This is a genomic window from Flavobacterium enshiense DK69 (genome assembly GCF_000498495.1).
GTDB classification, from domain to species: domain Bacteria; phylum Bacteroidota; class Bacteroidia; order Flavobacteriales; family Flavobacteriaceae; genus Flavobacterium; species Flavobacterium enshiense.
The window spans coordinates 218562-231739 of the sequence record NZ_AVCS01000004.1 but is presented as its reverse complement, the minus strand read 5'-3'; the positions used below and the strand labels follow the sequence as shown (position 1 = coordinate 231739).

The 13178-nt window shown below is 35.6% G+C and carries 13 protein-coding genes; 12 read left to right on the top strand and 1 reads right to left on the bottom strand.

Annotated features, from left to right (window positions below):
- Positions 1–11: 11 nt before the first annotated feature.
- Entirely contained in the window at positions 12–2111 is a 2100-nt protein-coding gene (locus tag FEDK69T_RS02230) for an LTA synthase family protein (RefSeq protein ID WP_023572516.1), read from the bottom strand.
- Between the two features lie 144 nt (positions 2112–2255).
- Here FEDK69T_RS02230 and FEDK69T_RS02225 point away from each other — a divergent pair, with 144 nt between their 5' ends.
- The 12 genes from FEDK69T_RS02225 (at position 2256) to hisIE (ending at position 13176) form a co-directional block, all read left to right on the top strand.
- Positions 2256–2921 (top strand): response regulator transcription factor, encoded by a 666-nt coding sequence (locus tag FEDK69T_RS02225; RefSeq protein WP_023572515.1) that lies wholly within the window; start codon positions 2256–2258, stop codon positions 2919–2921.
- A gap of 2 nt (positions 2922–2923) precedes the next feature.
- Positions 2924–3808, top strand: a complete 885-nt coding sequence (locus tag FEDK69T_RS02220; protein ID WP_023572514.1) for a cation diffusion facilitator family transporter — start codon at positions 2924–2926, stop codon at positions 3806–3808.
- Positions 3809–3811: 3 nt separating this feature from the next.
- Complete coding sequence (locus FEDK69T_RS02215) at positions 3812–5191, top strand: sensor histidine kinase (RefSeq protein ID WP_035629830.1); 1380 nt, start codon at positions 3812–3814, stop codon at positions 5189–5191.
- Between the two features lie 179 nt (positions 5192–5370).
- The gene (locus FEDK69T_RS02205; protein WP_035629832.1) at positions 5371–5874 is read left to right on the top strand and encodes a hypothetical protein; all 504 of its coding nucleotides are present in this window, start codon (positions 5371–5373) and stop codon (positions 5872–5874) included.
- Between the two features lie 244 nt (positions 5875–6118).
- Positions 6119–6976 (top strand): ATP phosphoribosyltransferase, encoded by an 858-nt coding sequence (hisG, locus tag FEDK69T_RS02200; protein WP_023572511.1) that lies wholly within the window; start codon positions 6119–6121, stop codon positions 6974–6976.
- A 44-nt stretch (positions 6977–7020) separates the two neighbouring features.
- Positions 7021–8346, top strand: coding sequence for a histidinol dehydrogenase (gene hisD, locus FEDK69T_RS02195; protein ID WP_035629833.1), 1326 nt, complete (start codon positions 7021–7023; stop codon positions 8344–8346).
- The gene (hisC, locus tag FEDK69T_RS02190) at positions 8312–9346 is read left to right on the top strand and encodes a histidinol-phosphate transaminase (RefSeq protein WP_035629834.1); all 1035 of its coding nucleotides are present in this window, start codon (positions 8312–8314) and stop codon (positions 9344–9346) included. Before hisD ends, hisC begins: the two co-directional genes overlap by 35 nt.
- Positions 9346–10485, top strand: a complete 1140-nt coding sequence (gene hisB, locus FEDK69T_RS02185) for a bifunctional histidinol-phosphatase/imidazoleglycerol-phosphate dehydratase HisB (protein WP_035629835.1) — start codon at positions 9346–9348, stop codon at positions 10483–10485. The genes hisC and hisB overlap by 1 nt, the downstream gene beginning before the upstream one ends.
- On the top strand, positions 10482–11075 hold the full coding sequence (gene hisH / locus FEDK69T_RS02180; RefSeq protein ID WP_035629836.1) for an imidazole glycerol phosphate synthase subunit HisH: 594 nt from the start codon (positions 10482–10484) through the stop codon (positions 11073–11075). Before hisB ends, hisH begins: the two co-directional genes overlap by 4 nt.
- Before the next feature lie 7 nt (positions 11076–11082).
- Complete coding sequence (gene hisA, locus FEDK69T_RS02175; protein WP_023572506.1) at positions 11083–11808, top strand: 1-(5-phosphoribosyl)-5-[(5-phosphoribosylamino)methylideneamino]imidazole-4-carboxamide isomerase; 726 nt, start codon at positions 11083–11085, stop codon at positions 11806–11808.
- Positions 11809–11810: 2 nt separating this feature from the next.
- On the top strand, positions 11811–12566 hold the full coding sequence (hisF, locus tag FEDK69T_RS02170) for an imidazole glycerol phosphate synthase subunit HisF (protein ID WP_023572505.1): 756 nt from the start codon (positions 11811–11813) through the stop codon (positions 12564–12566).
- Between the two features lie 10 nt (positions 12567–12576).
- Positions 12577–13176, top strand: a complete 600-nt coding sequence (gene hisIE, locus FEDK69T_RS02165; RefSeq protein WP_023572504.1) for a bifunctional phosphoribosyl-AMP cyclohydrolase/phosphoribosyl-ATP diphosphatase HisIE — start codon at positions 12577–12579, stop codon at positions 13174–13176.
- Positions 13177–13178 lie beyond the last annotated feature (2 nt).

The window sequence follows — 13178 nt, the reverse complement described above, 5'->3', positions numbered from 1 at the left end:
ATCTGCTTTTTTTATGATACTTTCTGATATTTTCTATTCTTAAGCATGTCTGATGCGGTTTTATAATAGGAAACAGCTTCATTGACCAATTCTGTATCGATTACTTTTTTAGGTTTTTCTTCAAAATGAATTTGAAATTCTCCCGATAATTTTTTCTCCGGTTTACAGATCAAATCAAATTGTTTTACTTTTTTTACAGGCGAAATGATTGTCAGCTTATCATTTTTAATTAATCCTAAATCCTGATAGGTTGCAATAAAGGCCCGAGGTTCATAGCTTGCTTTCATAATATCTTCACCGTAAAACTTGCTTTGATAATCAAAATGAAGCAATCCGAAAAGCGTTGGCATTAAATCGATTTGCGACATTAAAGTATGATTTCTTTCAGGCTTGATGAAACCAGGTGCATAAATCATTGCCGGAATTCGATACTTTTCCATCGGTAATTCCGTTTTTCCGGAACTGGAAGCACAATGATCGGCAACAATTACAAACACCGTATTTTTAAACCAAGCTTGCTTTTCGGCCATTTTAAAAAACTGTTGTAACGCATAATCGGTATATTTTACGCCACCTTCACGTGATTTGGAATTGGCAGGAATATCAATTTTGTTTTCAGGATACGTAAATGGTCTGTGATTACTTACCGTCATCCAATGATTAAAAAAGGGTTTGCCTTTTTTAATCTCTTCATTCATGACCTTAATTGCTTTTTTAGCCATGTCTTCATCACAAACACCCCAAATGTTTTCAAAGGAAATCTCATTAGGGTGAAGCGCTTTTTTATCTACGATTTCATAACCGTTGCCTCCGAAGAAACTTGCCATATTGTCAAAATAAGCATCGCCTCCGTAAAGATATTTTACATCATATCCTTTTTGTTTAAAAACGCTTCCAGTAGAAAATTTATTCTTGTTGTCTTCACGTTTTACCACACTTTCCCCAGCAGTGGGAGGGATGCACAATGTTACAGCTTCCAATCCGCGCACGGTTCTGTTTCCTGTCGCATAAAGGTTTGTGAAGAGCAAACTTTCATTCGCCAATGAATCCAGGAAAGGAGTAATGCTTTGTTCATTACCATAGGCTTTCATGAAATCGGCACTAAGACTTTCCACTGTAATCAGCATAACATTTTTATGAATTTCTTTACCGCTGTCCTGAATAGTTCTTAAAGTTGTTGTCGTCGTTAATGAAGGAATATTTTGTTTTAAAATGGAATAGGCTTCTTTTTCCGGCATGGTTTTATAGAACTTCTCATAATCCAATTCACTGTTCATAAAAGCCAGATAGAATTTATAAACGCCATTGGCCTGAAGCTCGTTTACAAAAACATTTTGTGAATTCTCAAATTTCGTCATGAATGGAACTGCAAACAGCGAAACGACAAAGAGGAAAATATAAGCACCAGATAACTGAATTTTTTCTTTAAATGATGGAAGGTTGTCTAAAAACATCCTTGTCTTTTTTACAATAATATAGGTTGAAGCCAACGCAACAATTCCAATTCCGATAAACAAAGGAACTACCGGATAAGATTCCATGATATTACCTATAACAGTATTAGTATATACCAGATAATCAACTGCAATGAAGTTGTATTTTACGCCAAATTCATTCCAGAAAAAGAATTCACTCACCGCATTTTGAATAATGATCAAAACAAAAATGAAAATCGTAATGCAATAAAGTGCCAATCGTATGTTTTTACGATATTTGGGTAGAAAAAGAAGTAAACCAAACAAAACTGTTTTCAGTCCTAATAAAGCCATAACAATAGTAGGTACCACACCTCCGTATTCATTTAAAATGGTATTGAAAAAGGAAATATAAAGTAATAAACCCGATAATAGTCCGAAAATAACATATCCCCAAGGTTTATTGTATTTTGAATCGGAAATGAATAACAGGTATAGCCATAAAAATATACTTGCGATCGTGAATACGAAAAAGTCGGACACTATACCTAAAAAAAACATTTTTATGATTGATCCAAATTCGAAAGTTGATTGTGTAATCGGATGAAAAATTAGAATTATTCTTAAGATCAGATTTACAGTTAAATAAAAAATGCCTAATTTTAGAGATGGGGCAATGTTTTTTGCGGATTTCATTATAGATAATTTACAATGCAAACTTATAAAGTCTTCATTTTTAATTGCTTAAGACTGGCTTAAGGTTCGCTTAAGATAGTTTTACGGCAGTCCGGATGTTTTCATAAATAGTTAATTTCGTTTCAAATATTTACAAGCTTTATTATGAAGATTTTAATTGTAGAAGACGAGGAAGGCATCTCCAACTTTTTAAAACAAGGTTTGGAAGAAGAGGATCACACTGTCCTTATTGCGACAGATGGGTTAAAAGCATTAGAAATAGCCAAAAATGAATCACCTGATTTAATACTTTTGGATTGGATGCTTCCTAAATTATCCGGATTGGAAGTTTGTAAAACAATTCGAAAGAAAGACGAAAAAACGCCCATTCTATTCCTCACTGCAAAAGATACTGTTCATGAAACCATTGAAGGCTTGCGCTCGGGAGCGAACGACTACATAAAGAAACCTTTCAGTTTTGATGAATTACTTGAACGAATTAAAATACACTTTCGGGATAAAGACAGGCAAAATGTTTTAAATTTGGGCAAAATAAGCATTAAAACATTGAGCCATCAGGTTTTTGTTGATGATCAGGAAGTTATATTTACACAAAGAGAGTATGAATTGCTGAAATACCTGATTGAGCGTAAAGGAACTGTCTGCACCCGCAATAACATAATTGAAGATGTCTGGAACATTCATTTTGAATATGACACTGGTGTAATCGATGTATTCATAAATGCCATCCGAAAAAAGCTCAATTTGTACAAGGATGTCGAATTGATTAAAACAATCAGGGGTGTTGGTTATATCGCTAATGAGAATTAAGTATGTCAAAAACCGAAACAGCAATTAAAGCAACCTATTTCAGTATCATCAGCAATACACTGTTGGCATTAATTAAAGGAATTGCCGGCTATTTTGGTAATTCTTATGCCATGATAGCCGATGCCATTGAATCTACTGCCGATATTTTTGCTTCCTTTTTGGTGCTTTTCGGAATCAAATATTCCAATAAACCTGCCGATGAGAACCATCCGTACGGACATGGCAGGGCCGAACCGTTAATCACCTTCCTCGTCGTTGGTTTTTTGATTACATCGGCTACCATTATCGCCTATGAAAGCATTCATAACATCAACACACCTCATAATTTACCCAAACCCTTTACACTTTTTATTTTGGGAGCCATTATTTTATGGAAAGAATACTCATTCCAAACGGTGATGAAAAAAAGTAAGGAAACCAACAGCAGTGCTTTAAAAGCTGATGCTTGGCACCACAGAAGCGATGCGATTACTTCCGTTGCTGCATTTATTGGAATTTCGATAGCGCTTTATTTCGGAAAAGGGTATGAAGAGGCTGATGATTGGGCAGCGTTATTGGCGTCCGGTTTTATTTTTTACAATTGCTATAAGATTTTCCGACCGGCTCTTGGTGAAATCATGGACGAACATGTGTATCATGAATTGGAAGCAGAAATTAAAAGAATCGCTGCTACTGTTCCCAATGTTATCGTAATTGAAAAATGTTTTATCCGAAAAGCAGGGATGAAATACCATGTCGATCTACATCTCATGGTCGACGGAAACAAAACTGTAAAAGAAGGCCACGATATCGCCCATGTCCTTAAAGATACACTTCGCGCCGAATTATCCGAATTGGGTCATGTATTAATTCATGTGGAACCAGATTTCGAATCGATACACCGCTAGATTATGCTGAATTTTTCTTTTAAAAACAGGATTGCGTTTAATTATATCTTATCGACAGCATTGTTGGTCTTTATGGTTTTTTTTGTTATTTTTTCAATAGTTAAATTAAGTATTTACAGTCATATTAACAGCGAAATAGAAGAAGAGATTAAATTGCATCTGGAAGAAATGACGTTTTCATCTCAAAAAGCAGAGTGGATTGATAAAACGGAATGGAAAGAAAGAGAGCATAAAACCATAGCGGTTAATCCAATTTTTGTAGAAATAACAGATGTCAAAGGCAAAACAATCGAAAAATCGCCAAATCTTAAACAGGAAAATCTGCTTTTTATTTCGAATCTGGAGAAAAAACACTTTTATGACACCAAATTAAAAGATCAGAATATCAGACTTTCACAAACTCCGATAATTTATAATAATGTAAAAAAGGGGTTTTTATTAATCGGGATGTCTTTGGAAGACAGTACAATGGTACTTAATAATCTGAAAGAAACCTTATTCATTCTTTATCCGTTAATTATGATCATCCTTTTTATTATGGCCAGAATTATTGCGGGAAAAAGCATAAAACCTGTTAGTACAATTATTGAAACAACAGAGAGGATTACAAAAGACAATTTATCGCATCGTATTGAATTACCTTCAAATAAAGATGAATTGTACACACTTTCAAATAATATCAATAATCTTTTAGACCGGATTGAAAATTCTGTAGCACGTGAAAAACAGTTTACTTCTGATGCTTCTCATGAATTAAGAACTCCTTTGGCAGTAATCAAAGGAACTTTAGAAGTTCTTATTCGCAAACCAAGGGCAAAAGAAGAATACGAAACCAAAATCCAATATTGCATTTCTGAAGTTAACCGATTGAACAATTTAGTTGATGAGCTTCTTTTACTGGCCCGTTTCGAAAATCAAAAACAACTTGCCAGAAATGAAGATGTTCTGTTAAATTCCGTTTTCCTTGATGTAATTACACGATTTTCACCGGAATCCCAAAGCAAAAACATTTCAGTTACTACAGATTTTTCACAGGAATACTATGTCAAAACGGATAGTTATTTGTTATCTATCGTAATAAGTAATTTAATTTCTAATGCCTTAAAATACACCCATGAAAACGGGAATATAGCCATAAGCATATCGAAAAACAATGATAAAACCCTTTGTATAATAACAGACAACGGCATAGGGATAAAAGAAGATGACCTTCCTAAAATTTTTGAGCAATTTTATCGCTCTGATGCGTCTGCTTACCACAAAACTAAAGGAACAGGCCTTGGTTTGTCAATTGTAAAAAAATTATGTCTTCTGTTAAATATTCAAATCGAAATCAAAAGTAAAATAAATGAAGGCACTGAAGTACTTTTAATATTTGAATAAGAAGTTTCCGAATCAAAAAATGCCATATATTTGGGCTTTCCAAATCCGGTCATACGATTTTTAGCATAAGTTTCTGTTGTGACTTTATTTGGAAAAGGAGATAATATCCTGGAAAACCAACGTGTTAAAATAAGATTTTCCTTTAAAATATTAAGTAACCTATTAAAATCAAAAAAAATATGAACGACGCTCATTTACACATGTTAGTAAACCATTTCCCAATAATCGGGACAATTTTCGGGGTAGGGATTTTAATCGCCGGAGCTATTTTTAAAAATAATTCTGTTAAAAACACCGCTTACATTTTATTTGTTATCACTTCTTTTTTTGGTTTTGCAAGTATGAGTACAGGAGAAGGAGCAGAGGAAATAGCAGAAAAACTTCCATCAGTATCCCACAAGATAATTCATGAACATGAGGAAATAGCCGAAAAATTAGCTTTATTTCTATATGTTTTAGGAACCATTTCATTAATCGGCTTATACCTGAACATTAAAAAACATGCTAAAGCCAATTTTGTGACATATATAGCCATCGGCTTTGGTTTTAGTGTAATCTATTTAGCTCAAAAAACCGGTACTACAGGTGGTGAAATCCGTCACACCGAGATTCGTGAAAATGCTACCGGAAATGTTGATTCGGCTCAGGAAATTGGCGAAGAACACCACGAAGAAAATCACTAAAAAGCACATTTTTTTTAAATTTATTTGTTTTTCTAAAAATAATGTCTTTAAATTTGCAGCATCAAAACAAAAGAAAATGTTTTTAAACCAACTACATCATCATCATTATTTCTCCGCTCAAGCGAAGTGATAATGGTATGTGTATAAATCATATATTTTTTAAAACCCGTTTGAGTATATCAAACGGGTTTTTTTTATTGTAACTCTTTTGCTGTACTCAAACATAATTTCCAACCGAAAAACAATGAGTACATTAAAAATTGCAATTCAAAAATCGGGGCGTCTTAATGAAGACAGCCTAAAAATTCTTAAAGACTGCGGCATATCCGTCGAAAACGGTAACGATCAGCTCAAAGCAGCCGCATCAAACTTTCCTCTTGAAATTTTATTCCTTCGCAATTCGGATATTCCACAATATCTGATGGATGGTGTGGCGGATATCGCTATCGTAGGAGATAATTTACTGGTGGAAAAAGGCGCTGATATTGAAATAGCAGAACGACTTGGTTTTTCAAAATGCCGCGTATCCGTTGCGGTTCCGGAATCATTCGAATTCAATGAAATTTCCGATTTGGATGGTTTGCGCATTGCGACTTCTTATCCCAACACGGTTTTAAATTACTTCAATTCCAAAAACATAGCGGTAGAATTACACGAAATATCGGGTTCAGTTGAAATTGCTCCTAATATCGGACTGTCGGATGCTATTGTTGACATTGTTTCTACCGGGAGTACTCTTTTCAAAAACAATCTAAAAGAAGTGGCGGTTATTCTTAAAAGTGAAGCTGTAATCGCTGTTTCACCTAGACTACCACCTGAAAAAAAATTGATTTTGGACAAATTCCTTTTTAGAATTCAATCGGTTTTAAAATCCCGAAAATCAAAATACATCCTAATGAATGTTCCCAATGAAAAGATTGATTTGATCAGTTCAATACTGCCAGTTTTAAAAAGCGCAACGGTATTGCCTTTAGCTGAAAAAGGGTGGAGCAGCTTGCATTCTGTCATCAATGAAGAACAGTTTTGGGAGGTAATCGATCAACTGAAAGAGGCTGGAGCCGAAGGGATTCTGGTTTGTCCAATAGAAAAAGTGGTGCTTTAAAAGAAAGTAAATAAAAGATAAAAGAAATAAGATAATAGAAAAAAATGAATAAAATAATAAATCCTGACGCGTCCGAATGGACTACGATTTCACAAAGACCGACTCAAAGTTTTGTATCTATAGAAGATACCGTAATGAAAATTTTTAAAGAGGTAAGGCAAAAAGGAGATGCCGCAATAATCAAATACACTTCTTTTTTTGACGGAATTTCAATTAATGAATTAAAAGTTTCTGAGACTGAAATTCTGGAAGCCATTGCAAAAGTCCCACAAGATTTAAAAACAGCTATACAAACTGCAAAGTCAAATATCGAAGCTTTTCACAGAGCTCAAAAAAATGGAAAAGTTGAAATTGAGACAATGGAAGGCGTTTTGTGCTGGCAGGAAAAAAGACCGATTCAAAAAATCGGACTCTATATTCCTGGAGGTTCGGCACCTCTGTTTTCGACGGTATTAATGCTTGCGGTACCAGCAAAAATTGCGGGATGTAAAGAAATTGTTCTTTGCACGCCTCCTGATAAAAACGGAAAAATCAATCCGGCCATTTTGTTTGCAGCTTTTTTATGCGGAATTACTCAAATTAGAAAGGTTGGAGGGATACAAGCCATTGGCGGAATGACATTTGGTACAAAATCAATCCCGAAAGTTTATAAAATCTTTGGTCCGGGAAATCAATTTGTAACGGTGGCAAAGCAAGTGGCAACAAAATTCGGTGTGGCTATCGATATGCCTGCGGGCCCTTCAGAGTTGTTAGTGGTTGCCGATGACACAGCCAATGCCCAATTCGTAGCGTCCGATTTGTTAAGTCAGGCGGAACACGGAACCGATAGCCAAGTTGTATTGGTTTCAACTTCAGTAAAATTGATTGCTGAAGTTGCCAAAGAAGTCGAAAAACAACTGGAACAGCTTCCTAGAAAGGAAATAGCAGCAAAAGCTATCCAAAATTCAAAGTTAATTTATCTGAATAGTGATGAACTGGCGTTAGATTTCATTAATCAATATGCTCCGGAACATTTTATTATAGCAGCCGAAAATGAGCAATTTTATATTGATGGAATTGAAAATGCCGGCTCAGTGTTCGTCGGTAATTATACTCCTGAAAGTGCCGGTGATTATGCGTCTGGAACAAATCATACACTGCCTACAAACAGTTATGCAAAAAACTACAGCGGAGTAAATCTGGATAGTTTCTTAAAATCGATGACGTTTCAAAAGATTACAGAAAAAGGAATTCAAAATATAGGAAAAACAATAGAAGTCATGGCAGAAGCTGAAGGTTTACAGGCACACAAAAATGCAGTAACGCTTCGTCTTAACAACTTAAAGAAAAATAAAAATGGAATTAGAGAAATTAGTACGAAGCAATATTAAGGCAATGAAACCTTATTCTTCGGCAAGGGATGAATTTAAGGATTTCAAGCAGCAAATGATTTTTCTGGATGCTAACGAAAATCCGTTTGAAAATGGAGTAAATCGTTATCCCGATCCGCAACAACGGTCAGTTAAGGCGATTTTGGCTAAGCAAAAAAAGATCAATTCAAATCAGATTGTCTTAGGAAATGGAAGTGATGAAGTATTGGATCTGTTATTCCGTGCTTTTTGCGAACCGAATCGTGATAATGTAATTACGCTTCCGCCGACTTACGGAATGTATGGTGTTTTGGCAGACTTAAATGCGGTGGGAAATCGGGAAGTGCTTTTATCGACCGAATTTCAGCCTCAAATCGATCTCATTTTAGAAAGTGTAGACGCGAATACAAAAATGATTTTTCTGTGTTCTCCAAACAACCCAACCGGGAATTCCTTTTCCGATGAAAGTGTCGTAACTTTATTAAAGAATTTCAATGGTTTAGTGGTTTTGGATGAAGCGTATATCGATTTTTCCGAAAAAGAAAGTTGGTTGACCGATTTGAACAATTATCCGAATTTAATCATCACACAAACGCTTTCCAAAGCTTATGGTTTGGCCGGAATACGCATGGGAATTTTATATGCTTCTGCAGAAATAACATCGGTTTTGAACAAAATAAAACCTCCGTACAATCTGAACAGTTTGTCTCAGGAAAAAGCATTGAAAAAGATTAGAGAAATAGATAATTTAGAATTAGAATTATTTTTAATAAAAGGAGAAAAGAGAATATTACTTAAACAATTACTTGAAGTAAATTTCATTCAAAAAGTCTATCCTTCGGATGCTAATTTTATTTTGATTAAAGTCGACGATGCCGAAAAAAGATACAGTCAGTTACTCGAAAAAGGAATTGTAATCCGTAACCGAAGCAGTCAGCCTCTTTGTGAAAATTGCCTGCGTATTTCGGTGGGCACAGCTGAAGAGAACCAACAACTCATCAACACGTTAAAAACATTGTAATGGCCAAAAAAGTTTTATTTATAGACAGAGACGGAACGATAGTTTTGGAACCAAATGATTATCAGATTGACAGTTTGTCTAAGCTTGAATTTTATCCTGAAGTATTTCAATATCTTTCAAAAATAGCCAAGGAACTGGATTTTGAAATCGTTATGGTGACAAATCAGGACGGGCTGGGAACTGAAAGTTATCCTGAAGAAAGTTTTTGGCCCGTACAGGATTTCATTTTAAAATCTTTTGAAAATGAAGGTGTTATTTTTGATGAAATATTCATTGACCGAAGTTTTCCGAAAGATAATTTACCGACCAGAAAACCAAAAACAGGAATGCTGACGAAATATCTGGATAATCCCGAATATGATTTAGAAAAATCGTTTGTTATCGGCGACAGGATTACAGATGTCGAATTGGCTAAAAACCTCGGATCCAAAGCAATTTTTATTAAAAATGAGGAAAATTTGGGCGGAAATGAAATCGAATCTTCCACTGAAGAATTGGCTTCGGTTATTGCTTTAACAACTACTTCATGGAAAACGATTTATGAGCTCCTGAAATTAAAAGAACGTTCGGCAACTGTCACCAGAAAAACCAATGAAACAGACATATCGATTACGATAAATTTGGACGGAACCGGAAAAAGCAACATAAACACTGGATTGCCTTTTTTCGACCATATGTTAGATCAAATTGCGCGTCACGGTCAAATCGATATGGATATTGAAGTAAATGGTGATCTGATAATAGACGAACACCATACTATTGAGGATACAGCCATCGTATTGGGTGAAGTGTTTGCAAAAGCACTTGGAGATAAATTAGGCATCGAACGTTATGGTTTTTATTTGCCGATGGACGATTGCCTGGCCCAAGTAGGTATTGATTTCGGAGGAAGAAACTGGTTGGTTTGGCAGGCCGATTTTAAACGCGAAAAGATTGGACAAATGCCAACGGAAATGTTCTTTCACTTCTTCAAATCGTTCACAGACGGAGCAAAAGCCAATCTGAATATCAAAGCAGAAGGAACCAATGAACACCATAAAATCGAAGCTATTTTTAAAGCATTTGCCAAAGCCATAAAAGCAGCTGTGAAAAGAGACGTCGAAAAAATGATTTTACCATCAACAAAAGGAACACTATGAAAATAGCCATCATCGATTATGGTGCCGGAAACGTGCAAAGTGTTCTGTTTGCTCTTGAACGGATAGGCTTTCAGGGAAGCCTTACCAACGATTGGAACGAAATGAAATCAGCAGATAAAGTAATTTTTCCCGGTGTGGGAGAGGCAAGTTCGGCAATGAAAAAATTAAAAGACTGTGGATTAGATATTTTGATCCCAACCTTAAAACAACCTGTTTTAGGCATCTGTTTGGGTATGCAGTTAATGTGTAACAGCTCACAAGAAGGCAATACTAAAGGACTCGGAATTTTTGATGTTGATGTTATACGGTTTTCAAATTCGGTAAAAGTACCCCAAATGGGATGGAATACCATTTATGATTTGCAGTCGGCTTTATTTGAAGGGATAAAAGAAAATGAGTTCATGTATTTGGTGCACAGTTTTTATGCTCCGAAGTGTAAAAATGCCATTGCAACGACGGATTACGAAAGCGAATATGCCACTGCCTTACAGAAAGACAATTTCTATGGTGTTCAGTTTCACCCTGAAAAAAGCGGAGCAGCAGGGGAGCAGATTTTAAAAAACTTCCTGCTTCTTAACTCTAAATCTTGAATTAAACATGAGAATTATACCGGCTATTGACATTATCGACGGAAAATGCGTCCGCCTTTCAAAAGGTGATTATGATACTAAAAAAATCTATAACGAAAATCCACTTGAAGTAGCAAAATCGTTTGAAGCACACGGAATAAGGTATTTACACCTGGTTGATTTGGATGGTGCCAAATCGAGTAGGATTGTCAATTATAAAGTGTTGGAGCAGATTGCATTAAAAACAGGTTTGAAAATAGATTTTGGCGGTGGAATAAAATCAGATGAGGATTTGAAAATTGCTTTTGAATCGGGTGCAAATCAAATTACTGGAGGAAGCATTGCCGTAAAACAACCCGTAATTTTCAAAAATTGGATTGAAAAATACGGAGTTGAGAAAATTATTTTGGGTGCCGATACCAATAAGGAAAAAATAGCCATTTCAGGCTGGCTGGAAGAATCTGACGAGGATCTAATGCCATTTATTCAAAACTATCAGCAACAAGGAATTAAGTATGTTATTTGCACCGATATCACCAAAGACGGAATGTTGCAAGGACCATCCTTCGGTTTGTACCAGAAGATTTTAGAGCAGACGAATGGGATAAAACTGATTGCTTCCGGAGGTATTTCAACTTTTGATGAATTACCCCGATTAGCCGATATTGGTTGTGAAGGAACCATCATTGGAAAAGCGATTTATGAAGGGCGAATCAAACTGAAACAACTGGAAAATTACATTTTAAATTACTAAAAATGCTTACGAAAAGAATAATTCCCTGTTTGGATATCAAAAATGGAAGAACGGTAAAAGGCGTGAATTTTGTTGATTTAAAAGATGCCGGAGATCCGGTGGAATTGGCTAAAAAATATGCCGAAACTGGTGCTGATGAATTAGTTTTTCTGGATATATCAGCTACCGAGGAACGCCGGGCCACATTAATCGATTTGGTTAGGAAAGTAGCTGCTTCAACCAATATTCCTTTTACTGTTGGAGGTGGCATTTCATCTGTTGATGATGTAGCTGCCTTATTGAAAAACGGAGCGGATAAGGTTTCCATAAATTCTGCGGCAGTAAAAAATCCGGATTTGATTAATGAATTGGCCGGTAAATTCGGAAGTCAGTGTGTCGTTGTTGCGATTGATGCAAAAAAAATCGATAACCGTTGGTTGGTTCATTTGGTGGGCGGGAAAGTTGCCACAGAACTTGATTTATTTAACTGGGCTAAAGAAGTGGAACAGCGAGGAGCCGGAGAAATTTTGTTTACTTCCATGGATAATGACGGAACCAAAAACGGCTTTGCCAATGAAGCGCTGACAAAACTATCCCAGATTGTAAACATTCCGATAATTGCTTCAGGAGGAGCTGGAACAATGAATCATTTTACCGATGTATTTACCGATGGAAAAGCGGATGCTGCCTTAGCAGCCAGTGTTTTTCACTTTCAGGAAATCGGTATTCCGGAATTGAAAAGGTTTTTGAAAGACAAAAATATAGATGTCAGAATTTAGAATAAACACAATGAAAATAGATTTCAATAAAAATGCAAACGGATTAGTTCCAGCCATTGTTCAGGATAATGAAACTAAAAATGTATTAATGCTGGGCTACATGAATCAGGAAGCATTAGATACAACTTTAGTAACCCGCAAAGTAACATTTTTCAGCAGGACGAAGAACCGGTTATGGACAAAAGGCGAGGAGAGTCGTAACTTTTTAGAGTTAATTTCTGTTACGGAAGATTGCGATAACGACGCGCTTTTGGTTAAAGTAAAACCCGTCGGACCTACTTGTCATACTGGTTTAGATACGTGCTGGCAAGAAACTAACAATCAGGAATTTGGTTTTTTATCAAAATTAGAAAAAACAATAAAAGACCGTAAAGAAAAAGCTGAATCTGAAAAAAGTTATGTGGCTTCCTTATTCGAAAAAGGGATAAACAAAATTGCGCAAAAAGTCGGTGAAGAAGCTGTTGAAGTTGTTATTGAATCGAAAGATTCGAACGATGATTTATTCTTAAACGAAAGCGCTGATTTGTTATTTCACTATCTGATTTTATTGCAGGCAAAAGGTTTTCAGTTGAACGATGTGGTAAAAGTACTGCAATCGAGAGAAAAATAATT